Here is a 24,635-nt window from a genome sequence, read left to right on the forward strand (position 1 = left end):
ATTTGGTAGAGCGTCAATGTTCGAGTGTGCAGCCTCGAAGTTCGTATGGGGGCGCCACGGCCTTTTGGGTGCCGGATGGACAATGGCGACGGCGGTCACGCCGACTGGGACGACATCAAGACCTTTGTAGCGGCCGCCCAGACTGGCAGTTTCGGCGCCGCGGCGCGCCGCCTGCGCACCACTCAACCCACGGTCACACGCCGCATCGAAGACCTGGAAGTCCGCCTCGGGGCGAAGCTGTTCGACCGAGGCCTGCGCGGGGTTTCCCTGACCCGGGCCGGCGAGATGGTTTACGACCGGGCGTTGACCATGCAGCGAGCGTCGCTGGATATCGAGCGCCTGAGCCTGGATCACGAGACCCCCGACGCCGGCGAGGTGACGGTCGCCATGCCCGAGGGGCTGGGCGGCTACGTGCTGGGGCTGGAGGTCGCCGATTTCGTCCGCGAGAACCCCGGCATCAAGCTTGGCCTGGACTGCGGATTCTATCCGGAGAACCCTGTCGACAGCCAGGTGGACCTCTCGATCCAGCTTATGGACGCCAGCGGGGTCCCGGAATTGACCGCCACGCCGCTGGCGACGCTGCATTACGCGCTGTTCGCCTCGCGCGACTACGTGGAAACGTATGGGGCCCCCACGCGGATCGAGGCGGCGGTGGGCCATCGGTTCGTCTATCACTCGGCCCAGGTCAGCAAACGCGGGCGATGGGGCGCGAAAACCTCGGCGTTCATCGAGCTGGCGGCCCCGGCGATGGTGGTGAACTCCTCGACGGTGATGCTGCACGCCATCCAGCGCGGCGCCGGCATCGGGGCGATCCCGACGGCGATCGTGGCCGTGGCCCCCGACCTGGTGATGCTGGACATCCCGCCGCTGGCCAGTTCGACGGTGTGGCTGTGCCATCATCGCGAGGCGGCCAAGGCCGGACGGGTGGCCAAGGTGGCCGAATGGCTGGCCTCGATCTTCGACGCCCGCGAGCGGCCCTGGTTCCGGCCCGAGTTCATCCATCCGCGCGAGTTCGGCGACTGGGCCTGGCCGGCGGCCACGGCGCGGGGTTGAGCGCCCTGCGCGCCACAACCGCTTCAATCGAGCCTTAACCTTAGTCGCTCACCTTCATCCCGCTGATATCAATAAGAATCAGGGGGGATCAGCATGGCGGACGGCACGGCCGAAACGCGCCCGTTTGGCCTGGACATCTCCCAGGCTGTCTGCGACCGCGCCACGCGGCTCGCCAAGACCATGTTTTCCGCGCTCGAAGCTCAGATCATCTTCCTGAAGGACGGGGAGGTGTGGCGCAGCCGCGATCCCGAGAGCCGCATCATCCGCCAGCGCGACCGCGCCGCCGAGCTGGTCCAGGATAGCGGCGAGCTGCTGTGGGTCGAGGACGCCCAAGCCGACCCGCGGTTCGCCGACAGCCCCGCGGTGGTCGGTCCGCCTTACCTGCGCTCCTATGTCGGGGCGCCGATCCGGCTGGCGGACGGCACGACGCCGGGCGTGCTGGCGGTCTTCAGCGACGCGCCGAGGGCCTTCGAAGGGCAACTGGCCTGCCGGCTGGCCGACCTGGCGCAGTTCGTCGCCGACGAATGGGATCGGGCGCAGGCCGGCAAGGCCCGCGAACAGAGCGAGCGCGAACGCGACGCCATGCAGTCGACCCTGGCGGCGATCATCGAGGCCATGCCCGTGGCCCTGGTGCTGACCGACCGCGAGATGCGCGTGATCGGCGCCAGCCCGCGCTGGATCCACACCCTCGATCTGGCCGGCAAGATCGTCTACGGGCGGACGATCTACGAGCTGGCGCCCCACATGTTCCTGCGCTGGCAGGAGATCTATGACCGGGTGCTGTGCGGCGAGAGCATCAAGGCCGACCGCATCCAGGTGGTCGAGGACGACGGATCGATCCGCTGGTTCCGGGCCGAGCTGGCCCCCTGGCAGACCGCGGACGGCGGCGTGGGCGGGCTGATCGTCGCCAGCTACGACATCACCGACATGATCGCGGCGCTGGAGGCGACCGAACGTTCCGAACAGCGGCTGATGCTGGCCATGGAGATCGCCGACATCCACGTGTTCGAGATGGACTATGTGCGCCGCGAGCTGATCAAGACCGGGGCCGAGGACACGTTCTTCACCGAGCCGAAGACCTATGAGGAACTGCATCGGGACATCTTCAGCACCATCGATCCGCGCGACCGGCCGATGGTCGAGGAGGCCTGGAACCGCCATGTGCGCGACGGTTCGACCTACAACCCCGAGTACCGGGTGGTGCGCGGCGACGGCCGCGAGGTCTGGACGATGGGCGCCACCCGGCTGATCGCCGACGAGCGGGGCCGCCCGCTGCGGGTGATCGGCGCCCTGCAGAACATCAGCGCCCGCAAGGGGGCCGAGCGCGCCCTGGTCCAGGCCAAGGAAGACGCCGAGGCGGCCAACCGGGCCAAGTCCACCTTCCTGGCGACGATGAGCCACGAGATCCGCACCCCGCTGAACGGGGTGCTGGGCATGGCCCAGGCGATGGCGGCCGAGAACGGGCTGTCGGACATCCAGCGCGAGCGGCTGGAGGTGATCCGCCAGTCGGGCGAGACCCTGCTGGCGATCCTCAACGACGTGCTGGACCTGTCGAAGATCGAGGCCGGCAAGCTGGAGCTGGAAGAGGCGGACTTCGACGTCGCGGCGCTGGCGCGCGGGGCGCACGCGGCCTTCACCGCCATCGCCAACAAGAAGGGGCTGTCCTTCGGCCTGGGCATCGAGCCGGCGGCGCTGGGGGTCTATCGCGGCGACTCCACCCGCGTGCGCCAGATCCTCTACAACCTGGTCTCCAACGCGCTGAAGTTCACCGAGCAGGGCGAGGTCCGGGTCTGCGTCGACCGTGACGAGGCCGGCCTGCACCTGGTCGTGTCCGACACCGGGATCGGCATCGCGCCTCACCGGCTGGCGGCCCTGTTCCAGAAGTTCGAGCAGGAGGACGCCTCGACGACCCGCCGCTATGGCGGCACCGGCCTTGGCCTGGCGATCTGCCGCGAACTGGCCGGGCTGATGGGCGGAACCATCGAGGCGCGGAGCGAGGCGGGGCAGGGAACGACGTTCCACGTGACCCTGCCGCTCGCCTGGGTCGGGGCCAGCGTGGCGCTGCCGACGCCGCCGAGCGTGGGCGACCAGCAGCGCGAAGCCAGCGCCTGTTCGGGCCTGCGCGTCCTCGCGGCCGAGGACAACACCGTCAACCAACTGGTCCTGAAGACCCTGCTGCATCAGATCGGGGTGGACCCGTTCATCGTCGAGAACGGCCTGGAGGCCGTGCGCGCCTGGGAGACGGGCGAGTGGGACGTGATCCTGATGGACGTGCAGATGCCGGTGATGGACGGGCCGAGCGCCTGCGCCCTGATCCGCGGCCGGGAGGCGCTGGAGGAGCGGCCGCGCACGCCGATCATCGCCCTGACCGCCAACGCCATGGCCCATCAGGTGGCCGAGTACCTGGGCGCGGGGATGGACGGCTTCGTGCCCAAGCCCATCGAGGTCGGCCGGTTGTTCGACGCGTTGCAGCGGGTTCTGGAGGAGGCCGAGGCGGCCCGGGCGGCCTGACGTTCGACTGGCGCTGGCCGAAGTCGGCGCTGAGCGCCGCCGACTTCGTGTTCGGCTGACCTATGCGGCCGGCTCGGCGGCGCGGACCTCCTCGTAGGACTCCGCGTCGAAGCGGGCGAGGGCCTCGGCATAGGCCTGGGCCGTGCCTGGCCAGTTGTTGAGGATCTTGCCCTCCGGCGTCTTGTACCAACTGGTGCAGGCGCCGGCCCAGGGCGTGTGGGCGAGCTCGGCCTGGATCCTGTCGTTGTAGGCGGCCATCACCTCGGGCCTGACGCTCAGCGGCCGGCCCTGGGCGAGGGCCTGCAGCACGTAGCCGACCTGGGCCTCGATCATGTAGATGATGGAGTTGTGGCCGAGGTTGGTGTTCGGCCCGTAGAGCATGAAAAGATTGGGGAAACCGGCGACGGTGACGCCCAGGTGGGCCTCCGGTCCGGATTTCCAGGCCCGGGCCAGGCTGACTCCGCCGAGCCCGGTCAGGGCGGTCTCGCCGACGAAGGAATTGGTCTCGAAGCCGGTGGCGTAGATCACCACGTCGGCCTCGTGCAGGCGGCCCTGGCCGTCCACGACGCCCTGCGGGGTCATGCGGGCGATGGCGTCGGTGACCAACTCGACGTTCGGGCGGGTGAGGGCGGGGTAGAAGTCGTTGGAGATCAGCACCCGCTTGCAGCCGATCTCGTAGTCCGGCGTCAGCTTGGCGCGCAGTTCGGGGTCGGCGACCTGGGCGTGGAGATGGGCCAGGGGGATCGGGACCTCCTCGACCGGGGCGGTCCCGTTGCGCTTGGCGATCAGCCGCTCCTCGGCCATGCGGAAGATCTCCGAGCGCACCGCCTGCATGGCGGCCGGCTGGGCCCGGAACTGCGCCTTCTCCGCCTCGGTGTAGGGCCGGTTCATGCGCGGCACGATCCAGTTGGGCGAGCGCTGGAAGAGGGTCAGCCGGCCGGCGACCTTGGCGACCTCGGGCACGAACTGGATGGCGCTGGCGCCGTTGCCGATCACCGCCACGCGCTTGCCGGCCAGGTCGACCGAGGCGTCCCACTGGGCCGAATGGAAGGCGGCGCCGGCGAAGGTCTCGCGCCCCTCGATCGGCGGCAGCTTGGGCCGGTTGAGCTGGCCCCAGGCGGTGACGAAGGCCTGGGCGGTGACGCTGGAGCCGTCGGCCAGGGCGATGCGCCAGCGGCCGGCGGCCTCGTCCCAGGCCGCGCCGGTCACCTCGGCGCCCAGGCGGATGTGGGGCGACAGCTCGTGCTGCTCCACCACCCCCTCGATATAGGCTAGGATGTCGGGCTGGGCGGAATAGACCTCGGGCCAATCGGGGTTCGGCGCGAAGGAATAGGAGTAGAGGTGGCTGGGGATGTCGCAGCCGGCGCCGGGATAGGTGTTCTCCCGCCAGGTGCCGCCGACGCGATCGGCCTTTTCGAGGATGACGAATGACGTCTCGCCCTGGGCCTTGAGCTTCAGTCCCATGCAGAGACCCGCAAAACCCGCGCCCAGAATGGCGACCTTCACGTCCGCGCCCATGCCGTACTCCCGAAAATTCTTGTATCCGGGACGCTAGCGGCGGCCCTGTAGGTTATCAATGGTCAGTTTATCGCATGCGGGACGTGGGCGGCCTCGACAAGCGGCGAGCGGCTTGAGAACATCGCGCGCAAGGGAGAACGCCATGCCAGGCCGCCGCGACAGCGCGCTTTCGATCTCGGACGCCCGACCTTCGGCGGGCGCGGCGCGATGAGCTGGACCGACTCCGGCGCGCGGCGGCGCCCCTATCACGTCGGCAACCTGCGCACCCAGTTGCTGGACGAGGCGCGGGCCCTGCTCGAGGCGGGCGGGCGCTCGGAGCTGAACCTGCGGGCGCTGGCGGCGCGGGCCGGGATCGCGGCCGGGTCGGTCTATCACCACTACGCCTCCAAGGCGGCGCTGATGGCGGGGCTGGCGGCCATGGGCTTCCGCGAGCTGGAGGCCAGCCTGAAGGACGCCGCGAGCCATGCGCCGGACGCGACGCCGATCCGCACCTCGGCCCTGGCCTATTTCGCCTTCGCGCGCTCGCAGCCGGCGCTCTACGAACTGATGTTCGACGCCGGCCTGATGAGCGACCCGGAGGTGGCCAGCGCCCGCGACAGCGCCTTCGCCGTGCTGGAGAGCGTCATCGTCCAGTCGCCCAGCCAGCAGGGCGTCGAGCCGGACGTGATCCACAAGGTGGCGCTGGCGGTGTGGGCCTGCGGGCACGGCGCCGCGTCGCTGACCCTGGCCGAGGGCGGAACCGCCGGCTCCTCGCTGATGGAGGACGTGATCCAGGGGCTGGAGACGCTGTTCCGGCGTCGGTGATCGCCCTGCATCGGTCGAGCGGTGTTGCTTTGCGCTCAAGCTCGACCTAAACCTACCCGCGTTCCGCGAACGTGTTCGCGGTGGATCGGATTTGAACGCGATGGCCGGCAAGGCTTCGAAAATGCCGAATTACCAAGGGCTCGCTTACCCGCGCCCGACGTATTTCGCATGCCCAGACCTTGCCCCGCCGTCCCGTCCTTCGAGTTCCGCCCATGTCCACCGCGCCCGCCATCGCCGTCCGGAACCTCTGCAAGCGCTATAGCTACGCCAGGCGCGGCCGCGGGCTGGCCGGGGCGTTTTCCTCGCATCAGGTGACCATCGAGGCCGTGGCCGGGGTGTCGTTCGACATCGCGCCGGGCGAGCGCGTGGCGATCATTGGGCCGAACGGCGCGGGCAAGTCGACCACGCTGAAGATGCTGTCGGGCATCCTGGAGCCCACGGCCGGCGAGGCGCAAGTGCTGGGCCTGGTTCCCTGGCGCGAGCGCAAGGCGCTGGCCTATCGGATCGGCGTGGTGTTCGGGCAGCGCTCGCAGTTGTGGGGCGAGCTGCCGGCGCGGGACTCCTTCGCCCTGCTGGCGCGGATCTACGACCAGGATGCGGCGGTGTTCCGCCGGCGGCTGGGCGAGCTTTCCGAGCGCTTCGCCCTGGCCGAGCTGATGGACCAGCCGGTCAACCGCATGTCGCTGGGCCAGCGGATGCGCTGCGAGATCACGGCGAGCCTGTTGCATGGGCCCGAGCTGCTGTTCCTGGACGAGCCGACCATCGGCCTGGACGTGACCGCCAAGGCGGCGATCCGCGACTTCGTGCGCGAGCACGCCCGCGACCACGGCCTGACCGTGGCGCTGACCTCGCACGACACCCGCGACATCGAACTGGTCTGCGAGCGGGTCATCGTGGTGGGCGAGGGGCGGATCGTGGTCGACCAGCCGACCGACCAACTGCGCCGCCGGTTCCTGGGACGCAAGATCGTCACCCTGCAATCGGCCAGTGCGGCGGTGTGCCTGGAGCTGCCCGGCGTCGTGCGCCGGCCCTCGGCCGCGCATGCGACGATCCTGGAGGTCGACACCCGCGTGACGCGCGTGGAGCAGGTCATCGCCGCGGCCCTGGCCCAGGGCGGCATCGAGGACGTGACCATCGAAGATCCTCCGATGGAGGAGGTGATCCATGACATCTACGCCAACAGCAGCGGGCGTTGAGGCGCGCCGCGGCGCCGGCGCGGCCTGGGCGGCGCTGCGCGTCGGGTTCGGCGAGACGCTGGCGGCCTGGCCGATCCTGGCCGGGCGCTGCGTGTTCTTCGTGATCCTGCTGCTGGTGCTGTCGGCGCTGTGGGACAAGGTGGCGGCCGAACAGCTTCCCGGCACGCTGGCCTACGCCCTGCCGGCCGGCGGGTTCGCGCTCTATATCGGGGCGACCGAGTGGGTGACGCTGTCGCTGCCGGCGACGCATCTGCGGCTGGAGGACGACATCCGCTCCGGTGGGCTGGAGCCGCACCTGCTGCGGCCCAAGTCGTATCTGGTCCAGGTTCTCAGCCAGAACCTGGGGGCGGCCCTGGCGCGGCTGACCGCCCTGGGGGCCACGGCGCTGGCGCTGCTGGCGGCGTCCGGGCGCGCGTGGCCGCCGGCGGAAGGGTTTCCCTACCTGCTGGTCCTGGGCGTGCTGGGCGTCGTGGTCGGGGTGCTGCTCTACGCCCTGGCCGGGCTGATGGCGTTCTGGGCGCGGCGGGTGCTGCCGTTCCAGCTAGTGATCCAGAAGCTGATGTTCCTGCTGGGCGGGCTCTATGCGCCGGTGACGCTCTATCCGCCGTTGATGGAGCAGGTCGCCAAGGCCTCGCCCTTCGCCGCGCACCTCTACTGGCCCGCCGCCATGACGCTGGAGCCGTCGGCGGGGCTGTTCCTGACGGCGCTGGGCTGGCAGGCGCTGTGGATCTGCGTGCTGAGCGCGGCGTGCCTGGCGCTGTGGCGGGCCGGCCTGGCCAAGGTGCTGCGCAAGGGAGGGGTGTGATGCGGCTGGTCGCGCTTTACGCCGCGGAGGCCGCGGCTTCCGTGCGCATGTCCTTCGCGGACAAGGGGAATTTCGCGCTGCAGGTCGGCGGCATGATCGTCAACGACCTGGTGTTCCTGAGCCTGTGGGCGCTGTTCTTCGCCGGCTTCCGCAGCGTCGGCGGCTGGGGGATGGCGGATGTGGCGCTGCTGCTTGGCCTGACCATGTGCATCGTCGGCCTGGCCGGGGCGCTGGCCGGCGGCTATCGCGACATGGCCGCGACCATCGCGCGCGGGGAGCTGGACGGCCTGCTGACCCAGCCGACGGGCCTGATCGCGCGGCTGTTGGCGCGCGAGAGCATCGCCACCGCCTGGGGCGACCTGGCCTGCGGCGTCGCGGTGCTGGCGCTGTTCGCGGGGGTGACCTTGCAGGACCTGCCGCTGGTGGCCCTCGCCATCGCCGCGGGCATGAGCGTCTACGTCTCGGCCGCGATCTCGTTCGCGAGCCTGGCGTTCTGGGCGGCGGGAGCGCGGAGCTTCGCGCGCGATTTGACCGACTTCACCCTGCTGTTCTCCAGCTATCCGGGATCGATCCACCAGGGCGTGGTGAAGATCGCCGCCTACACCGTGCTGCCGGCCGCCTTCGTGGTGCTGGCGCCGGTGCGGATGCTGCGCGAGCCGGGCCTCGGGACCCTGGTCGTCGTCGTCGCCTCGGGCCTGGCCTATGCGGCGCTGGCGGCCGGGCTGTTCCGCCTGGGCCTGGCGCGCTATCGGCGCGGGGCGTCGCCGGGGGGTTGATTTTGAGCGCGAAGCCCGCTCGTTAGGCCCATGAGCAAAGGCCCCAAGATCACCGTGGCCGGGGCCGGCGCGCTGGGCCTGACCACGGCCCTGGCCCTGGCGGACGCCGGGGCGCGCGTGACCGTGTTCGATCCGGGGGCGGACGGCGACAACGCCTCGGGCGTGGCGGCGGGCATGCTGGCGCCGGCCTTCGAGGCGGTGCTGGACGCCAGCGCGGCGCCTCACTTCCCGTTGCTGATGGCGGCGCGCAACCTCTGGCCCGCGCTGGAGGCGCGCATCGGGGTCACTGTCGACCGCTCCGGGGCGGTGGCGGTGGGCGACGAGGAGTTCCTGGCCCGGGTCGACGGCGGCCTGCGCAGGCTGGGCCTGCATCCGACCGAGCTGGAGCGCGCGGCCCTGGACGGGCTGGCGCCGGGGCTGGCGGCGGGCTGGGGGCGCGGCTTGCTGGTGCGCGAGGACTGGCGGATCGAGGCCTCCAGCACGCTGGCGGCCCTGCGCCGGGCCGCGGTCGCGGCGGGCGTGGAGTTCCGGCAGGCTGCGGCCGCCGGCTTCGAAGGCGGCGAGCGGCTGGTGATCGCCACCGGGGCCGGGCAGGACCTGGCGGTCGTGGCGCCGGAACTGGCCAGGCTGTCGCCGATCAAGGGACACATCCTGCGCACCCGCGAGCGGGCCTATCGCGGCGTGGTGGTGCGCGGGCAGGGCGCCTACGTCACCGGCGCGCCCGGCGGCCTGACCCTCGGCGCGACCATGGAGGCGGGGCTGGGCGACCGGGCGGTGGAGCCGTCGCAGGTGGAGCCGCTGAGGGCCGCGGGCGTGCGGCTGTTCCCGGACCTGGCCGGGGCGGCGTTCGTGGCCGAGACCGGGGTGCGCGGCGCGACGCCCGACGGCCTGCCGATGGTCGGGCGCGGGCGGCACCAGGACGTGCTGCTGGCGGTGGGGGCGCGGCGCAACGGCTGGCTGCTGGCGCCGCTGATCGCGCGGCTGATCGTGGCTTGCGTGACGGAAGGGGAAGCTGGTCCCTTTGCCGAGGCCATGAGTCCGGCGAGGTTCGACGCGCCGGCGAAATAGGGAGAGAGCGATGAGCGGCTTCTGGTTGAGCGAGGAACAGGAAGCCATCGTCGAGAGCGTCGCCCGCCTCTGCGCCGGGTTCGACGCCGACTACTGGCGCAGGACCGACGAGAGCGGTGATTTCCCTGAGGAATTCGTGGCGGCCATGGCGGCGGGCGGCTGGCTGGGGACGGCGATGCCGGCCGAGCTGGGCGGCGCGGGGCTGGGCCTGACCGAGGCGGCGCTGGTCATGCAGGCGGTGGCGCAGTCGGGGGCGGGGTTCTCGGGCGCCAGCGCCATGCACCTGAACATCTTCGGGCCGATGCCTATCGTCAGGTATGGGAGCCAGGCCCTCAGAAACCGGGCGATCCCGCGGCTGATGTCGGGGGAGGACAAGATCTGCATCGGCATCACCGAGCCGGACTCGGGCCTGGACACCACCAGCCTGACCACGCGGGCGACGCGCACCAACGACGGCTATGTGATCACGGGCCGCAAGGTGTGGACCACCATGGCCCAGCGCGCCAACAAGATGCTGATCATCGCCCGGACCACGCCGAAGGACCAAGTGAAGAAGGCGACCGAGGGCCTGAGCCTGTTCTACACCGACTTCGACCGCAGCAGGATCAGCGCGACGGTGATCCCGAAGATGGGCCGCAAGGCGGTGGAGTCCAACAGCGTCTTCATCGACAACCTGGAGGTCCCGGCCGACGACCTGATCGGCGAGGAAGGGCGCGGCTTCTACTATCTTCTGGACGGGCTCAATCCCGAGCGGGTGCTGTTCGCCGCCGAGGCGGTGGGCCTGGGCCGCGCGGCGCTGGCGCGGGCGGCGGGCTACGCCAGGGAGCGGGTCGTGTTCGGCCGGCCGATCGGCCAGAACCAGGGCGTGGCCCATCCGCTGGCCAGGTCCTGGGCCGAGCTGGAGGCGGCGAACCTGATGGCCTTCAAGGCCGCGGCGCTGTTCGACGCGGGCCGGGAATGCGGGGCCGAGGCCAATGCGGCCAAGTACCTGGGCGGCGAGGCGGGCTTTCGCGCCTGCGAGGCGGCGGTGCTGGCGCACGGCGGCATGGGCTACGCCAAGGAGTTCGACGTCGAGCGCTACTTCCGCGAGGCGATGATCGCGCGGATCGCGCCGATCAGCCGCGAGATGGTGATGAACTACATCGCCGAGCGGGTGCTCGGCCTGCCCAAGAGCTATTGAGCAGGCCGAGGGGGCTCAGCCGCCGAGGCTGAAGCGGATCGGGATCTGGACCGTGCCGCCTTCCACCGGCTGGCCGTCGCGGGTCATCGGGCTCATGCGGAAGTAGGGGGCGAGCTTGAGGGCCGCGCGGCCGAAGCCCTCGTCGGCGGGCGACTCGCGGGCGACCGAACAGCCGCTGAGCAGGCCCGCGGCGCTGACCTGGCAGGAGATGGTCGCCGTGCCGCCGATCCCGCGGCGCTGGGCGGAGTCCGGGTAGAAGCGCGCGAGTTCGGCGGCGCCGGGGCGCTTCTGCCAGTTAGGCGCGACGATCACCGCCGGGGGCGCCGGGACCGGCGGCGCGGGCGGGGCGATGGTGGTCGGCGGCTCGACGGGCGCGGGGGCCGGGGCGGGCGCCAGCGGGATCGGGGCGGGCGTCGGGAACGGCGTCTCGACGGGGGCCGCCTGCCGCGGGGTCACGGCGCGCTCGACCGGCTTGGGCTGAGCCTGGGGCTTGGGCGGCGGGGTGTAGGTCTGGACATTGATGATCGGCCCCTCGGGCAGGGACTGCATCTCCGGCGGGCTCCAGGTCTTCACGGCGAGATAGGCGGCCAGGCCGCCGTGGACGACGATCGACAGGGCGATGGCCGCGGTGACGGCCGGAGATCGGCCTGAGCGCGGCCGCGATGGGCCCAGCATGGCCGGCAGGAACTGACGGATGACCATTGGCGACCTCCCTTTGTTTTTCGTCGCTGAAACAAAGGGTCGCGCCGCGATCGTGTCCGGAGCTTGGCCGCCAGGAAGCTGAACCGTGGCGGGGCGGTGACCAAGTGGCGCCGCCCCGCCGGCAGGCCGTTAGCCGAAGCTCAGCGGGTCGGGGCCGATGCGGCCGTCGGCGGCGTCGAGGCCGGCGATCGCGGCCATGTCCTCGGCGTCGAGCGTGAAGTCGAAGACGTCGAAGTTCTGGCGGATGCGGTCGGCATTGGCCGATTTCGGGATGACCAGGAAGCCGTTGTCGAGGTGCCAGCGGATCACGGTCTGGGCCGGGGTCTTGCCGTGCTTGGCGGCGACCTTGCCGATCACCGGGTCCTGCAGGAGCTTGCCCTGGCCGAGCGGGCTCCAGCACTCGGTCACGATCCCGAGTTCGGCGTGGACGGCGCGCAGGGCGGTCTGCTGGAAGCGGGGGTGCAGCTCGATCTGGTTGACGGCCGGCGTCACGCCGGTCTCGCCGACGATGCGGCGCAGGTGGTCGGCGGCGAAGTTGGAGACGCCGATGGACTTGGCGCGGCCCTCTTCCTTGAGGCGGACCAGGGCCTTCCAGCTTTCGACATAGAGGTCCTGGGCCGGGCAGGGCCAGTGGATCAGGTAGAGGTCGACGCTGTCGCGGCCAAGGCGCTGCAGCGACTTGTCGAAGGCCTTGAGGGCGCGGTCATAGCCCTGGCTCTCGTTCCAGAGCTTGGTGGTCACGGCCACCTCGGCGCCGGCGTCGGCGCGCGCCAGACCCGCGCCCACGCCGGTCTCGTTCTTGTAGACGGCGGCGGTGTCGACATGGCGATAGCCCGCCTCGACCGCGGCCTGGACGATCGCGGCCGCCTCGTCGTCGGGCACCTGCCAGACGCCCAGGCCAAGCTGCGGCAGGGTCGCGCCGTCGTTGAAGGTGATGAGCGGCTGGGGCATCGGCGGTCCTCGCTGAGAAGGTGGAATGCGCAAGATCGTGGGCCGCCCGACGGGGCGCAACCCGCGCGGGCCAAAGAACATGGTTAGCGGCGCGTTAACCATGAACGGGCACACCTGGGCCATGTCGATCCAGGGAATCAAGGGAGTCGTGGAGGCCGCAATCCAGCGGGCTTCCAACGCCACGGGCGTCGACTTCACCTTCCTGATGAAGACCGCCGGGCGCGAGAGCGGCTACAATCCCAAGGCCAAGGCGCCGACCTCCTCGGCCGCGGGCCTGTTCCAGTTCGTCGAGCAGACCTGGCTGTCGACCCTCAAGCAGCACGGCGCGAAGTACGGCTATGCGCGCTATGCCGAGCTGATCACCAAGGGCCCGGACGGGCGTTACCGGGTGGCGGGAGCCGAGGCGCGCAAGGCGGTGATGGACCTGCGGCTCGACCCGCACGCCGCCTCGCTGATGGCCGGGGAGCTGACCTCGGACCACGCCTCGTACCTGAGGGGGCGGGTCGGGCGCGCGCCGACGGCGGGCGAGCTCTATGCCGCGCACTTCCTGGGGCCGCAGGGCTCGGCGCGGCTGATCGAGGCGATGCGCACCCAGCCCGGGGCCAGCGCGGCCAGCATCTTTCCCGAGGCGGCGGGGGCGAACCGCTCGATCTTCTACCGCGAAGGCCGCCCGGCCACGGTGGCCGAGGTCTACGCCAACCTGACCAAGGGCGGCGGCGGGCCGGCGGCGACGGGCGCGCGGCAGGCGGCGCCCGACAGCGGCTTCGTGCAGTACGCCTCGGCCCGGCAGCAGGCCCTGCAGAGCAGCCAGGACGCGATGGTCGACCTGATCCTGCGCGGGACCAAGGCCGACGACGACGCCAGCGCCAGCCGGCGGATGACCGGCTCGCTGTTCACCAGCGAGATGCTGCGGGTGCTGTCCGAGGCGCGCGACAAGGCCAGTTGAGGCTTAACACCGCTCATCCCGGCGGAGGCGGGGCCTATGCGGCCGCGCCGGCGCTGAGCATGGCCTCGATCTCGGCGGCGGAGTAGCCGAGTTCGGCCAGGACCTGGCGGGTGTGCTGGCCCAGGTCCGGCGCGGGCGGGCGACGATCGAGATCCGCGCCCGGGAAGCGGGCCGGGGCGGCCGGCGAGCGGTAGGTTCCGCCCTGGCCGTCCTCGATCTCCACGAAGGCGCCGGCGGCGGCGGCCTGCGGGTCGGCGGCGACCTGGGCCGGGGTCTGGACCGGCGCCCAGACCTGGTCGGCCTCGTCCAGCCGCCGGGCGATCTCGGCGAAGTCCAGGCTGGAAAAGACGGCGTCGAGCTGTTCGACCAGGGCGGCGCTGTTCTGGCGGCGGACGCGGCCGGTGGCGAACCGCTCGTCCGCCGGCAGGTCGGGCCGCTCGAAGGTCTCGCAGAGCACCTGCCAGTCGTTGCTGGCCCCGCGCGGGTTGAGCACGAACCAGTGGCCGTCGCGGCTGCGGTAGAAGTTGGCCAGCGGATCGAACGGCGCGGTGCGCGGCCGGTTCGAGGCCAGCTTGCCGAAGGCCAGTTGCACGGCGAGGTCGGAGCTGACGGCGTAGACGCCGGTGGCCAGCAGCGAGGTCTGGACGACGCGGCCGACGCCGGTGCGCTCGCGCTCGTAGACCGCGGCCAGGATCGCCGAGACGGTGGCCAGCGAGGTCATGTGGTCGCCGACGCCGGTGCGCAGGATGAACGGGTCCGCGCCCTTGGGCGCGTGCATGTGGGCCACGCCCGCCCGCGACCAGAAGGCGGTGACGTCGAAGCCCGGCTTGGCCGCGTCGGGGCCGTCCAGCCCATAGCCGGTGACCATGGCGTAGATCAGCCGCGGATTGGCCGCGCGCAGGGTCGCCTCGTCCAGGCCCGCGCGCTTGAGGGCGGCGGGACGCACGTTGGTCAGGAAGATGTCGGCCTGGGCGGCCAGGCGGGCGAGGGCGTCGCGGCCCTCGGTCTTGGAGATGTCGAGGACGACGGCGCGCTTGCCGCGGTTGTCGAGGCCGAAGGTCGGGTTGCCGGAAAGGTCGCTCTTGGCGTCGCCGAAGACGTGGCGCATCGGGTCGCCCTCGGGCCGTTCGACCTTGATCACCTCCGCGCCCCAGTCGGCCAGGACGCCGGCGGCGCCCGGCGCGGCGATGTAGGAGGCGAACTCGACGACCTTCAGACCCTGCAACAGCACGCGGCGCTCCTCCCGTTTTCTGGTTGGGAGCATCTTGGCGGGGCGCGGGCGCGGCCTCAAGGCTGCCCGGGCGTCAGGTCAGGCGAAGGCGCGGGCCGGCTGGTCGTCGCGCTCGACCGCGACGGCGTCGGCGACCGCGCGGGCGACGGCTGTGACGCTGACCGGCTTGCGCAGCACCGCGTCGGCGCCGGCCTGGGTGCATTCCTCGGCCTCGTCGGCGTCGCCGCCGATCACCGCGACGATCGGAACCTGGGCGATGTCGCTGTCCAGCTCGCGGATGGCGGCGATGGCGGCCGGGCCGTCCATGTTGGGCATCCGCCCGTCGATCATCAGCAGGTCGAACTCGCAGACCCGGGCCAGGTCCACGGCGCGGCGGCCGTCGACCGCGTGCACGACCTGGTGGCCGAGCTGCTCGACCACGGCGCGCAGCATGGCGGCGTTGAGGGCGTCGTCCTCGGCGATCAGCACGCGCAGGCGCTGGCGCACCTCGACCTGGGCCGCCGCCAGCTCGCGCGGCGCGTCCAGTTCGCGCTCGGGCAGGGCGGCGGCGTCGAAGGGCAGCTCCAGGCGGAAGCAGGAACCGACGCCGACGGCGCTGTGGGCGGAAAGCTCGCCGCCCATCAGCCGGGCGAGCTGGCGCGACAGCGAGAGGCCAAGGCCCGCGCCGGAGGTGCCGGCGCTGGTGCGGGCGATGCGGTTGAACGGCTCGAAGGCCTGTTCCAGCTCCTCGAGGGCGAGGCCGGGACCGGTGTCGGCGATCTCGATCGCCAGGCGGCCGGCCGCGGTCAGCTCGACCCGCGCCTCGACCCGGCCGCGGACGGTGAACTTGAGCGCGTTGCCGAGCAGGTTGGCGAGGATCTGGCGGGCGCGGTGGGCGTCGGCCACGGCCGCGCCCCGCTCCATGATGGAGAGCTCGGGCGAGACGTGCAGCGACAGCTCCAGGCCGCGGGCGGCGGCGTTCGGGCGGTTGAGGATCACCAGGTCGCGGATCAGGGCGACCGCGTCGAAGGCGTGGGTGTCGACCTCGAGGCGGCCGGCCTCGGCGGTCTCGGAATCGAGCGTGGTGTTCAGCACCGAGATCAGGTCGTTGGCGGCGTCCAGGGCGGCCGAGAGCTGCTCGCGCGAGGGAGCGCTGCGGCCGTTGTGCCCGACGGCGGAGGCCAGCACGTGGGCGACGCCGGTCAGGCCGTTGCGGATCTCGTGGCTGAGGGTGGCCACGAGGTCGGATTTCGACTGGGCGAGGCGGCGGGCCTGGTCCATGCGGCGGTCGCGGTCGGCGATCAGCACCTCGCGCTCGGCGGCCAGGGCGAACTGGCGGCGCAGCAGGCGGTTGAGGATCAGCGACAGGGCCAGCGCCAGGGCCATCCCGCCCCAGGCCAGGTTGGCGAGGGGCCGATCCGAGGGATTGCGCAGCAGGAAGTAGAGCGGGCCGGCGGCGGTGGCCGCGCCGACGATCAGCAGGCTGGGCAGCCAGGGCGCGGTGAAGAAGATCACCATCACCGCCGCGGCGACCGAGATCAGCATCAGCTCGTCGCGGGCAGGGCCGGCGCCGTCGCCGAAGGCGGCCATCTGGGCCACGGCGGCGGCCCAGATCAGGCCGCACAGCAGGTGGACCTGGCCGCGCCGGGTAAGGTTCTGGGCCGCCTCGGGCCGCTTGAGCCAGTTCACCGCGGCGTAGAACACGCCCCAGGCGGCGGCGAAGATCGCGAAGGTGCCGGTCATCCAGACGGCGTTCTGCGCGTAGGATCCGGCCCAGACGAAGACCGGCAGGCTGACGGCGAAAACCGCCAGGGCGTAAGGCAGCAGGGAGGTCTGCGTTTCGAGCGCCTGCTGGGTGACCGACGACCCGCCCCGGGTCTCCAGTTTATCGGTCTCAACCAGCATGAATCGGTTCCTCGGCGGCAAGCGAGGACCCTAGCGCGGCACGGTTGGCGACAGGTTACGCGGTAGGGTAAATCCACAGCCTGGCGGGCAACCGATCGTTAAGCTTAACCTTGGATTATCCTTTTGGCGGGGCGCTGGCGCCCCATCGGGGGCTGGGGTTATGGCGACGACGCGGGCGGCGCTGACGGACGAGGACATCCGCACGCTGGTGAGGGGCGCGACGCCGGACGAGCGCGCCTTCGCCGCCCAGAAGATCTGCCGCAAGCTGGACGCCGCGACGCTGAGCGACGAAGACCGCGAGCACGCCTATGAAATCCTGCGGGTGATGGCGCAGGACGCCGCCGAACGGGTGCGCCAGGCGCTGTCGATCACCCTGAAGAGTTCGCCGCTGGTGCCGCGCGACGTGGCCCTGCGCCTGGCCAGGGACGTGGAGAGCGTCTGCCTGCCGATCCTGGGGGCTTCGCCGGTGTTCACCGACGCCGACCTGGTGGAGATCGTCCGGGTGGGCGGGGGCGTGCGCCAGGTGGCGGTGGCCAAGCGGCCGAAGCTGTCGCAGGAGGTCACCCGGGCGATCGTCGAGCATGGCGAGGAGCGGGCGGTCGAGGCCGCCTGCGCCAACGACAACGCCGAGTTCGCCGACCAGACCCTGGACGAGGCGGTGCGGCGGTTCGAGCGGTCCGAGCGGGTGCTCTCGGCGGTGGCCTATCGCAGCGTCCTGCCGCTGTCGGTGACCGAGAAGCTGGTGAGCCTGGTCGGCGAGCAGGTGCGCGACCACCTGCTGAACCATCACGAGATCTCGGCCGAGCTGGCGCTGGAGATCGCCATGGGCGCGCGGGAGCGGGCGACCGTCGACCTGGTCGACCAGGCCGGCCGGACCAGCGACGTGAAGGCGTTCGTGGCGCATCTGATGCAGAACGAGCGGCTGACCGCCTCGCTGCTGCTGCGGGCCCTGGCCCAGGGGCATATGACCTTCCTGGAGTGGGGGCTGGCCGAGCTGGCCAGCGTGCCGCACCACCGCACCTGGCTGATGATCCACGACGCCGGGCCGCTGGGGCTGAAGGCGGTCTACGACCGGGCGGGGCTGCCCGCGCGGCTCTATGGCGCGTTCCGGGCCGGGGTGGACACCTATCACTCGATGGAGTTCGACGGCGGCGCGCGCGACCGCGAGCGCTTCCAGGAGCGGATGCTGCAACGCTTCCTGACCCAGCCCGAGATCGCCGGGCGCGAGGACACCGACTATCTGCTCGACAAGATGGACAGGCTGTCGGGCGCGGCGCGGGCCTCGTACCAGGCGCAGGCCGAAGCCCGGCGGCAGGCCAGCGCCTGACCTAGCGTCATACTTGCGTGGTCGCGGCGAGGCTCCCAAGCTGGCGGCATGACGACGCAAGACATCAAGCCCGCCGCGACGATTCTGCTGCTGCGCGATGATCCCGAGTTCGAGGTGCTGATGGTCAAGCGCCATCACCAGATCGACTTCGCCTCGGGCGCGCTGGTGTTTCCGGGCGGCAAGAGCCATGCGGGCGATCACGACCCGGCGTGGGAGGCCCAGGCCCTGGGCTGGGGCGGGTTCGACGCCGAGCAGCGCGGGCTGCGCATCGCCGCGATCCGCGAGGTGTTCGAGGAGGCGGGCATCCTGCTGGGCCGTCGCGCGGACGGCTCGCCGATCGGCGGGGAGTCCGCGCCGCTGGAGGTGCGCCAGAAGGTCGATGTCGGCGAACTGGCCTTCCTTGACGTGGTGCGCGAACTGGATGTCGTCATCGACTTGAATGCGTTGACGATTTTCGCGCGGTGGATCACGCCGCCGCTGACCCCGAAGCGGTTCGACACCTGGTTCTACGTGGTGACGGCGCCGGACGACCAACTGGCCGCATGCGACGGCCGCGAGACGGTGGACGCCGAATGGATCTCGCCGCGGGAGGTGCTGCGGCTGGCCGAGGCGGGCGAGCGCAAGGTGATCTTCCCGACGCGGATGAACGTGAAGCTGCTGGCCGAGGCGATGAGCGCCGACGACTGCGTGGCGCGGGCCAATGCGCGGCCGCTGGTGACGGTCGAGCCGCAGATCCGCGACCGCGCCGACGGCAAGGTGCTGGTGCTGCCGCCGGACGCCGGCTACGGCGTGGTGGAGGAGCCGCTCGCCAACGTGATGTGAGGCGAGGCGGCGGTCAGGCCGCCGCGGCGACCTTGCGTTCCAGCTCTTCGATCAGGATGCGGCCGACCGGATGCTCGTCGGTCTTGATGTCGTCGCGGACCGCCGCCTTGATGGCGTCGATATGGGCGTCGACCAGGGCCAGCGGCACGGTCAGGCGCTTGTCCTTGTCGTCGATCAGCCGGCACAGCGAGGCGCCGATGCGGGTGATCAGCGGAAATTCGTAGGTCGTGCCCAGGCCCTTGAGGTCGTGGGCGCGCAGGTAGAGCGTCTCCATGGTCTCGGCGGTGACGCCCTCGTCACGCACGCGCTGGCGCGCGGCGTCGAGCTTGACCACTTCCTCGGAGAGCCATTGAGCGAAATTGCCCGACAGGCTTTTCAGGGCCGCTTCGGCCTTGGCGATCGCGCTGGGATCGATCGCGCCGAACCGACCACCGACCTTCAGGCGAAGGCTGGGCGGCTGAATGACCGGATTCTGCTGGCTCACTACGCGCCTCCTGGGACAACGGGCGTCAGCCTAAAAGCCATGCGTTAACAACGAATGAGCCGGGAAGCGGCGGTAATCACACGGAAAACTGCTCGGCGAGCACCCGTTCCTCCAGGCTGCGGCCGGCGTCGAACAGCATGTGCAGGGCGACGTCGCGGTTCTCGGCGATCTGCACCTCGACGACGTCGCGGACCTCGAAGTTGTCGGCGACGGCGCTGACCGGGCGCTTGTCGGCCTCCAGGATCTCGAAATTGACCTTGGCGGTGTGGGCCAGCAGGGCGCCGCGCCAGCGCCGCGGGCGGAAGGCGCTGATCGGGGTCAGGGCCAGCACCTTGGCGTCCAGGGGGATGATCGGGCCGTGAGCCGAGAGGTTGTAGGCGGTCGAGCCGGCCGGCGTGGCGACCAGCGCCCCGTCGCAGGACAACTCCCCCAGCCGCACCTTGCCGTCGATGGAGATGCGCAGCTTGGCGGTCTGGCGGGTCTGGCGCAGGAGCGAGACCTCGTTGATGGCCAGGGCCTCGTGCCGGCGGCCGTCGGCGTCGATGGCGACCATCGACAGCGGGTGGATCACGGCCCGCTCGGCGGCGTTGATCCGCTCCAGCAGCCCGTCCTCGCTGTACTCGTTCATCAGGAAGCCGACCGAGCCGCGGTTCATGCCGTAGATGGGGCGGCTGCTCTTGAGGTTGTCGTGCAGGGTTTCCAGCATGAAGCCGTCGCCGCCGAGGGCGACGATGACCTGGGCCTCGTCCTCCGGCGCCTGGCCATAGCGCGCGATGAGCGCTTCCTTGGCTTCCTGGGCCTCGGGGCGGTCGCTGGCCTCGAAGGCGAGACGGGTCACAAAGGGCTCAGGCTTGAACATGGCCCGGCAAAAGTCCGTGAAACGGGCGATCCGTCAACCAGGGTTCACCGCGCGGCGGAACGCGGCGCCGGCGATGTGGGCGTCGAACGGGCCGAACGCGCCCCCGGCGCGGCGCGCGCCTTCCTGCCCGCCGCCCGGCAGGCCCGCGTTGAGGTTGCGCACCATCTCCAGGATGGTCGGGAAGACGCTGCGGTCGATGCCGACGGCCGCGCAGGCCAGGGCCAGCAGTTCGGGCCGGTCGGAGTCGACGGCGCGGCGCACATGCGTCGGGTCGAACCGCCCGAGCGTGGCCAGGCTGGCGAGGAACAGGGTGAGGCGGCCTTCCTTCAGGGCCCGCAGCAGGTAGCCGGGCCGCAACTGGCCGGCGGCGTCGAGCTTGGCAACCAGCCGCCGCTCCATCTCCTCGCGCTCGCCCTCGCGGGCCTGGGCGAGCGGCGCGGCGGCCGCGCCGCCGCCGCCGTGGGCCTCCTGCACGGAGACCGCCAGGGCGGCGTCGAGCTCGGTCGCGTCCAGGCGGAAGCGGTCGACCAGGGACTGGCGCAGCGCCTGGCCGACCCAGACATAGAGCTGGCGGGCCAGGTTGTCGGTCAGGCCCGGGTGGCGGGCGAGGGGCGAGCGCATGGCCGCGGTGCGTTCCGACGCCGCGACCAGGACGGCCAGGTCATGCTCGCCCAGGGCGGCGGTGGCGTTGCCGGCCAGGGCGGTCAGCACCGCCGGCTCGCGTTGCTGCAGGATGGCGGCGACCACGGGCGGGCCGATGTTGGGGCGGCGGGCGACCTCGATCTGGTGCTCGATCGTCGCCTCGACCAGCAGGCGGACCAGGTCGTGATCCTTGATCACCGGGCTGCTGGCGATGATCGGGCGGGCGATCTCGATGTCGTCGAGGGCCAGGACGTTGACCAGGGCCGAGGGCGCCCAGTCGGCCTGGGCCAGCTTTTCCGACAGCCGGCGGCGGATGTCGCGCTCGGCCTCGACCACCAGCGACATGAAGATCGAGTTGAGCAGGGCCTGGATCGGCCGGGAGGTCATCAGCCCGGCGGCGCTTTCGCCGGCGTCGCAGAGATCGACGATGGCCAGCAGCAGGCGCTCACGATCGGCCGGCGCGCGGCTGCGGGCCAGATTCAGCAGATCATCGGTCTTGGCGGCCACGCTCAAACTGGCATCCCCCACGAACGCCTCGAATCTGCTCCGAGCAGATGAAAACATGGTTACAACCTGTTGACCATGCGGGCGCGAGTCGTGCGCCGGGCGAGAATTAGGGGGCGGAGAATGGCGGAACCTCTGATCCTGGCGCTGGACCAGGGCACCACCTCGACGCGGGCGATCCTGTTCGACGCCAAGGGGGCGCCCCTCGCCGAGGCCGGGCGACCGCTGGAGCAGTTCTATCCGGACGACGGGTGGGTCGAGCACGACGCCGAGGAGATCTACGAAACCTCGGTCGCGGTGCTGCGCGAGGCGCTGGCGAAGTCGGGCCGGGCGGTCGAGGACGTCGCCGCGATCGGGATCACCAACCAGCGCGAGACGGTGGTGATCTGGGACAAGGCCACCGGCAAGCCGATCCACCGGGCGATCGTCTGGCAGGACCGCCGCACGGCGGCCACCTGCGAGCGGCTGCGCGCGGCGGGGCGGGAGCCGCAGGTCACGGAGATCACCGGGCTGCTGCTCGATCCCTACTTCTCGGGGACCAAGATCGCCTGGATCCTCGGGGCCGTGGAGGGCGCGCGGGCGCGGGCCGAGGCCGGCGAGCTGCTGGCCGGGACCATGGATAGCTGGGTGATCTGGAAGCTGACCGGCGGCAAGGTGCACGCCACCGACGCGACCAACGCCTCGCGCACCATGCTGTTCGACCTGAAGTCCCAGACCTGGTCGGACGAGATGCTCGACATGCTGGAGACGCCCCGGGCGCTGATGCCGACGGTGCTGGACTGCGCCGGCGACTATGGCGCCACCGAGCCCGGGCTGCTGGGGCGGGCGATCCCGATCCGGGGCGTGGCCGGCGACCAGCAGGCCGCGCTGATGGGGCAGGGCTGCATCCGCGCCGGCGAGATGAAGGCGACCTATGGCACCGGCTGCTTCATGCTGGTCAATACGGGCGAGCACCTGGCGCCGTCGCGCTCGCGGCTGCTGACCACGGTGGCGGCGCGGCTGGGCGGGCGGCCGACCTATGCGCTGGAAGGTTCGATCTTCATCGCCGGGGCCGCCCTGCAATGGGTCAACGAGGGGCTGAAGGTCGAGGGCGGCGGGGCCGGGGTCGAGGCGCTGGCGCAGACCGCGCGCGACGATCATGGCGTGGTGCTGGTGCCCGCCTTCACCGGCCTGGGCGCGCCCTGGTGGGACGCCAACGCCCGCGGGGCGCTGTTCGGCATGACGCGGGACACCGGCCTGGCGGAGATCGCGCATGCGGCCTTCGACGCCTGCGCCCTGCAGACGCGGGACCTGATCGAGGCGATGCGGGCCGACGCGCCCGGCGCCTTCGGCCGCGACGTGGAGCTGCGGATCGACGGCGGCATGTCGCGCAGCGTCTGGTTCAGCCAAAGGCTGGCCGACCTGACCGGCGTCGCGGTCGGGCGTGCGACCTATATGGAGACGACGGCGCTGGGCGCGGCGCTGTTCGCCGGCCTGGGGGCCGGGGTCTATGGCAGCGTCGAGGAGGCGGCTTCGGCAAGGCCCTCGACCGAGCGGCTGGAGCCGTCCCTCAACGCTCACGACCGCGAGGCGGCCTACGCCCGGTGGCTGGACGCCGTGGCGCGGGTGAAGACGACGGCCTGACGCCTCAGGCCGTGAAGACCCGTCGCCGCCAGCGGATGGCCGCGCCCGCGAGGCCGAAGCCGGCGATCATCAGCGCCCAACTGGCCGGCTCGGGGACCAGCGCGAACTGGCCGCGGATCTCGCCGGCCGGCGCGAAGGTGGTGTGGATGTTGAAATAGGCCTGGCCGTTGTCCAGGGCGGCCAGCAGGACGTTGCGCGCGCTCTCGGCGGTCCCGCCGTTGGCCGTCACGAAGGCGGGGTTGTAGGTGCTGAGCGCGGTGAGGCTGAAGTCCTGCTGATACGAGCCGCTGGCGACGCCGGACGGGAAGCCGACGAAGGTCGGGGTCTGGGTCGCGACCCCCGCGTTGGCGGGCGCCGGCGCACAGCAGTGGATATGCGCCGCGGCGACGCCGCCGAGCAGGTCGTCGAAGGAGGCGGCGACCGTCAGCAGGTCCCCGTCGATGGCCAGGAGGGCGACGCCATGGCCTGGCGAAGCGATCGGCGGGTTCTCGTTCGCGCCGAGCAGCGGCGCCCTGTAGACCGTTGCGGCTTTGGCCGCGCCCGCGAGGGTCAGGCAGACTGCAATCGCGGCAAGCTTGAGTGTCGTGTCAGGCACAGCGACCTCCACGTCCGAGCGTACAACCTTGTTTTCAATAGGGGCCCGCCATCCCCAGCCTTAGGAACATACGGGCCGACAAGCGTTACTTGATGATGCGCGAGCAGGTCTTGTCGTTAACGAAGTTCTCCGTCTAACCAAGCTTGGTGTCAACGTCAGTTTGCACTGCGAAATCAACGTGCCAGGCGGCGCTTGACGCTCGCCGCCGTCGGCGCGACTCTGGTGATCAACGATCAGGCATAAAATTCTGCAGGGAGGCCCCCATGGCCGATGGTTCGATCGCGAGCGTAGGCTCGTTGAAAGGCAAGGTTAGCGCTGAGGAATGGCAGGCCCGGGTGGACCTGGCCGCCCTCTATCGGCTCGTTGCGCTCTATGGATGGGACGACGCCATCTATACGCACATTTCGGCGCGTCTTCCGGGGCCTGATCACCAATTCCTGATCAACCCGTACGGCATGTATTTCGGCGAGATGACCGCCTCGGCGCTGGTCAAGATCGACCTGGACGGCAACATCCTCCAGGAGACGCCCTACTTCATCAATCCGGCGGGCTTCACGATCCATTCCGCGATCCACGCGGCGCGCGAAGACGCCCATTTCGTCATGCACCTGCACACCGACCAGGGGGTCGCGGTCGCGGCCCAGAAGGACGGCCTGCTGCCGCTGTCGCAGCATGCGCTGATCGTGCGCACCATGCTGGCCTATCACGACTACGAGGGCATCGCGCTGAACCTCGACGAGCGCGAGCGCCTGGTGGCCGACATCGGCGACAAGAAGATGATGCTGCTGCGCAACCACGGCACCCTGACGGTGGGGGAGACCGCGGCCGACTGCTGGATCAACATGTTCTATCTGGAGCGGGCCTGTAAGCAGCAGGTCATGGCGCTGTCGGCGGGACGCGAGAACGTGCTGTTCGCGCCCCAGGCGGCGCAGGACGAGGTGACCATGCAGATGTCCCGGGGCCTGGGCGGCAAGCTGGCCTGGCCGGGCGCGCTGCGGCAGCTCGACCGGGCTTTGCCGGGTTACGACGTCTAAGGTCATCCGCAAGGAACGGCCAAGGCGGGCGCCCGGTCTCGGGCGCCCGTTTTCTTTGCAGCATGACGCCAATACGGACTTGTAAGCTTCGTCGAGTGATACGGGCGGGGATATCGCCGC

The 24,635-nt window shown here is 71.0% G+C and carries 21 protein-coding genes and 1 pseudogene; 13 read left to right on the plus strand and 9 right to left on the minus strand.

Annotated elements, in window-relative coordinates:
* The first annotated feature begins 75 nt into the window (after positions 1-75).
* The gene (locus RTL41_RS18820) at positions 76-1,053 is read left to right on the plus strand and encodes a LysR family transcriptional regulator (protein WP_312166691.1); all 978 of its coding nucleotides are present in this window, start codon (positions 76-78) and stop codon (positions 1,051-1,053) included.
* Positions 1,054-1,146: 93 nt separating this feature from the next.
* The gene (locus tag RTL41_RS18825; RefSeq protein ID WP_312166693.1) at positions 1,147-3,564 is read left to right on the plus strand and encodes an ATP-binding protein; all 2,418 of its coding nucleotides are present in this window, start codon (positions 1,147-1,149) and stop codon (positions 3,562-3,564) included.
* A 60-nt stretch (positions 3,565-3,624) separates the two neighbouring features.
* Here RTL41_RS18825 and RTL41_RS18830 read toward each other — a convergent pair whose 3' ends face one another.
* Entirely contained in the window at positions 3,625-5,082 is a 1,458-nt protein-coding gene (locus RTL41_RS18830; RefSeq protein WP_312166695.1) for an NAD(P)/FAD-dependent oxidoreductase, read from the minus strand.
* Between the two features lie 207 nt (positions 5,083-5,289).
* Here RTL41_RS18830 and RTL41_RS18835 point away from each other — a divergent pair, with 207 nt between their 5' ends.
* The 6 genes and pseudogenes from RTL41_RS18835 (at position 5,290) to RTL41_RS18860 (ending at position 10,911) form a co-directional block, all read left to right on the plus strand.
* On the plus strand, positions 5,290-5,886 hold the full coding sequence (locus tag RTL41_RS18835) for a TetR-like C-terminal domain-containing protein (RefSeq protein WP_312166697.1): 597 nt from the start codon (positions 5,290-5,292) through the stop codon (positions 5,884-5,886).
* 338 nt (positions 5,887-6,224) lie between these two features.
* Positions 6,225-7,082: pseudogene (locus RTL41_RS18840) on the plus strand (ATP-binding cassette domain-containing protein); the annotation flags it as partial.
* Positions 7,051-7,887, plus strand: a complete 837-nt coding sequence (locus RTL41_RS18845; protein ID WP_312166700.1) for an ABC-2 family transporter protein — start codon at positions 7,051-7,053, stop codon at positions 7,885-7,887. The pseudogene RTL41_RS18840 and the gene RTL41_RS18845, both read left to right, overlap by 32 nt.
* Positions 7,887-8,663, plus strand: a complete 777-nt coding sequence (locus RTL41_RS18850) for an ABC-2 family transporter protein (protein ID WP_312166701.1) — start codon at positions 7,887-7,889, stop codon at positions 8,661-8,663. Before RTL41_RS18845 ends, RTL41_RS18850 begins: the two co-directional genes overlap by 1 nt.
* A 30-nt stretch (positions 8,664-8,693) precedes the next feature.
* Complete coding sequence (locus RTL41_RS18855; RefSeq protein ID WP_312166702.1) at positions 8,694-9,731, plus strand: FAD-dependent oxidoreductase; 1,038 nt, start codon at positions 8,694-8,696, stop codon at positions 9,729-9,731.
* A 10-nt stretch (positions 9,732-9,741) separates the two neighbouring features.
* A complete protein-coding gene (locus tag RTL41_RS18860; RefSeq protein WP_312166703.1) occupies positions 9,742-10,911 on the plus strand; it encodes an acyl-CoA dehydrogenase family protein in 1,170 nt (389 codons plus the stop codon).
* A 15-nt stretch (positions 10,912-10,926) separates the two neighbouring features.
* Here RTL41_RS18860 and RTL41_RS18865 read toward each other — a convergent pair whose 3' ends face one another.
* Positions 10,927-11,613 carry an energy transducer TonB gene (locus tag RTL41_RS18865; protein ID WP_312166705.1) on the minus strand — a complete coding sequence of 229 codons (687 nt, stop codon included), beginning with the start codon at positions 11,611-11,613 and terminating at the stop codon, positions 10,927-10,929.
* 129 nt (positions 11,614-11,742) lie between these two features.
* Positions 11,743-12,564, minus strand: a complete 822-nt coding sequence (locus RTL41_RS18870; RefSeq protein ID WP_312166707.1) for an aldo/keto reductase — start codon at positions 12,562-12,564, stop codon at positions 11,743-11,745.
* Between the two features lie 100 nt (positions 12,565-12,664).
* On the opposite strand from RTL41_RS18870, the gene RTL41_RS18875 reads away from it, so the two are divergent.
* Positions 12,665-13,510 (plus strand): transglycosylase SLT domain-containing protein, encoded by an 846-nt coding sequence (locus tag RTL41_RS18875; RefSeq protein WP_312166709.1) that lies wholly within the window; start codon positions 12,665-12,667, stop codon positions 13,508-13,510.
* A gap of 34 nt (positions 13,511-13,544) precedes the next feature.
* Here RTL41_RS18875 and RTL41_RS18880 read toward each other — a convergent pair whose 3' ends face one another.
* Both RTL41_RS18880 and RTL41_RS18885 read right to left on the minus strand, forming a co-directional pair.
* Positions 13,545-14,741, minus strand: a complete 1,197-nt coding sequence (locus RTL41_RS18880) for a CaiB/BaiF CoA-transferase family protein (protein WP_312166710.1) — start codon at positions 14,739-14,741, stop codon at positions 13,545-13,547.
* A gap of 78 nt (positions 14,742-14,819) precedes the next feature.
* The gene (locus RTL41_RS18885; RefSeq protein WP_312166712.1) at positions 14,820-16,625 is read right to left on the minus strand and encodes an ATP-binding protein; all 1,806 of its coding nucleotides are present in this window, start codon (positions 16,623-16,625) and stop codon (positions 14,820-14,822) included.
* A gap of 160 nt (positions 16,626-16,785) precedes the next feature.
* On the opposite strand from RTL41_RS18885, the gene RTL41_RS18890 reads away from it, so the two are divergent.
* Together RTL41_RS18890 and RTL41_RS18895 are read left to right on the plus strand one after the other, a co-directional pair.
* Positions 16,786-17,952, plus strand: coding sequence for a DUF2336 domain-containing protein (locus RTL41_RS18890; RefSeq protein ID WP_312166713.1), 1,167 nt, complete (start codon positions 16,786-16,788; stop codon positions 17,950-17,952).
* Positions 17,953-18,000: 48 nt separating this feature from the next.
* Complete coding sequence (locus RTL41_RS18895; protein WP_312166715.1) at positions 18,001-18,774, plus strand: NUDIX hydrolase; 774 nt, start codon at positions 18,001-18,003, stop codon at positions 18,772-18,774.
* Positions 18,775-18,787: 13 nt separating this feature from the next.
* Here the strand turns inward: RTL41_RS18895 and RTL41_RS18900 are convergent, their stop codons facing one another.
* From RTL41_RS18900 to RTL41_RS18910, 3 genes are all read right to left on the minus strand, one after another.
* Positions 18,788-19,258: an Hpt domain-containing protein gene (locus tag RTL41_RS18900; RefSeq protein ID WP_312166717.1), complete on the minus strand. Its 471-nt coding sequence runs from the start codon at positions 19,256-19,258 to the stop codon at positions 18,788-18,790.
* Between the two features lie 76 nt (positions 19,259-19,334).
* Positions 19,335-20,117: an NAD kinase gene (locus RTL41_RS18905; RefSeq protein WP_312166718.1), complete on the minus strand. Its 783-nt coding sequence runs from the start codon at positions 20,115-20,117 to the stop codon at positions 19,335-19,337.
* Between the two features lie 33 nt (positions 20,118-20,150).
* A complete protein-coding gene (locus RTL41_RS18910) occupies positions 20,151-21,266 on the minus strand; it encodes a DUF2336 domain-containing protein (protein ID WP_312166757.1) in 1,116 nt (371 codons plus the stop codon).
* A 120-nt stretch (positions 21,267-21,386) separates the two neighbouring features.
* Between RTL41_RS18910 and glpK the strand changes: the two genes are divergently transcribed.
* Entirely contained in the window at positions 21,387-22,886 is a 1,500-nt protein-coding gene (gene glpK, locus RTL41_RS18915; protein ID WP_312166720.1) for a glycerol kinase GlpK, read from the plus strand.
* Positions 22,887-22,890: 4 nt separating this feature from the next.
* Here glpK and RTL41_RS18920 read toward each other — a convergent pair whose 3' ends face one another.
* Positions 22,891-23,481, minus strand: coding sequence for a CHRD domain-containing protein (locus tag RTL41_RS18920; protein ID WP_312166722.1), 591 nt, complete (start codon positions 23,479-23,481; stop codon positions 22,891-22,893).
* Between the two features lie 263 nt (positions 23,482-23,744).
* On the opposite strand from RTL41_RS18920, the gene RTL41_RS18925 reads away from it, so the two are divergent.
* Positions 23,745-24,515: a class II aldolase/adducin family protein gene (locus tag RTL41_RS18925; RefSeq protein ID WP_312166724.1), complete on the plus strand. Its 771-nt coding sequence runs from the start codon at positions 23,745-23,747 to the stop codon at positions 24,513-24,515.
* Positions 24,516-24,635 lie beyond the last annotated feature (120 nt).

It is taken from the genome of Phenylobacterium sp. (assembly GCF_031984885.1).
Classification (GTDB): Bacteria; Pseudomonadota; Alphaproteobacteria; order Caulobacterales; family Caulobacteraceae; genus Phenylobacterium.

Bases quoted from the DNA above. Each gene is read 5' to 3' on its own strand.
- RTL41_RS18860 (WP_312166703.1), top strand. From the start codon at position 9,742: ATGAGCGGCTTCTGGTTGAGCGAGGAACAGGAAGCCATCGTCGAGAGC.
- RTL41_RS18850 (WP_312166701.1), top strand. From the start codon at position 7,887: ATGCGGCTGGTCGCGCTTTACGCCGCGGAGGCCGCGGCTTCCGTGCGC.
- RTL41_RS18820 (WP_312166691.1), top strand. From the start codon at position 76: ATGGACAATGGCGACGGCGGTCACGCCGACTGGGACGACATCAAGACC.
- RTL41_RS18870 (WP_312166707.1), bottom strand. From the start codon at position 12,564: ATGCCCCAGCCGCTCATCACCTTCAACGACGGCGCGACCCTGCCGCAG.
- RTL41_RS18835 (WP_312166697.1), top strand. From the start codon at position 5,290: ATGAGCTGGACCGACTCCGGCGCGCGGCGGCGCCCCTATCACGTCGGC.
- RTL41_RS18885 (WP_312166712.1), bottom strand. From the start codon at position 16,625: ATGCTGGTTGAGACCGATAAACTGGAGACCCGGGGCGGGTCGTCGGTC.
- RTL41_RS18905 (WP_312166718.1), bottom strand. From the start codon at position 20,117: ATGTTCAAGCCTGAGCCCTTTGTGACCCGTCTCGCCTTCGAGGCCAGC.
- RTL41_RS18890 (WP_312166713.1), top strand. From the start codon at position 16,786: ATGGCGACGACGCGGGCGGCGCTGACGGACGAGGACATCCGCACGCTG.
- RTL41_RS18845 (WP_312166700.1), top strand. From the start codon at position 7,051: ATGACATCTACGCCAACAGCAGCGGGCGTTGAGGCGCGCCGCGGCGCC.
- RTL41_RS18895 (WP_312166715.1), top strand. From the start codon at position 18,001: ATGACGACGCAAGACATCAAGCCCGCCGCGACGATTCTGCTGCTGCGC.
- glpK (WP_312166720.1), top strand. From the start codon at position 21,387: ATGGCGGAACCTCTGATCCTGGCGCTGGACCAGGGCACCACCTCGACG.
- RTL41_RS18825 (WP_312166693.1), top strand. From the start codon at position 1,147: ATGGCGGACGGCACGGCCGAAACGCGCCCGTTTGGCCTGGACATCTCC.
- RTL41_RS18875 (WP_312166709.1), top strand. From the start codon at position 12,665: ATGAACGGGCACACCTGGGCCATGTCGATCCAGGGAATCAAGGGAGTC.
- RTL41_RS18865 (WP_312166705.1), bottom strand. From the start codon at position 11,613: ATGGTCATCCGTCAGTTCCTGCCGGCCATGCTGGGCCCATCGCGGCCG.
- RTL41_RS18855 (WP_312166702.1), top strand. From the start codon at position 8,694: ATGAGCAAAGGCCCCAAGATCACCGTGGCCGGGGCCGGCGCGCTGGGC.
- RTL41_RS18925 (WP_312166724.1), top strand. From the start codon at position 23,745: ATGGCCGATGGTTCGATCGCGAGCGTAGGCTCGTTGAAAGGCAAGGTT.
- RTL41_RS18830 (WP_312166695.1), bottom strand. From the start codon at position 5,082: ATGGGCGCGGACGTGAAGGTCGCCATTCTGGGCGCGGGTTTTGCGGGT.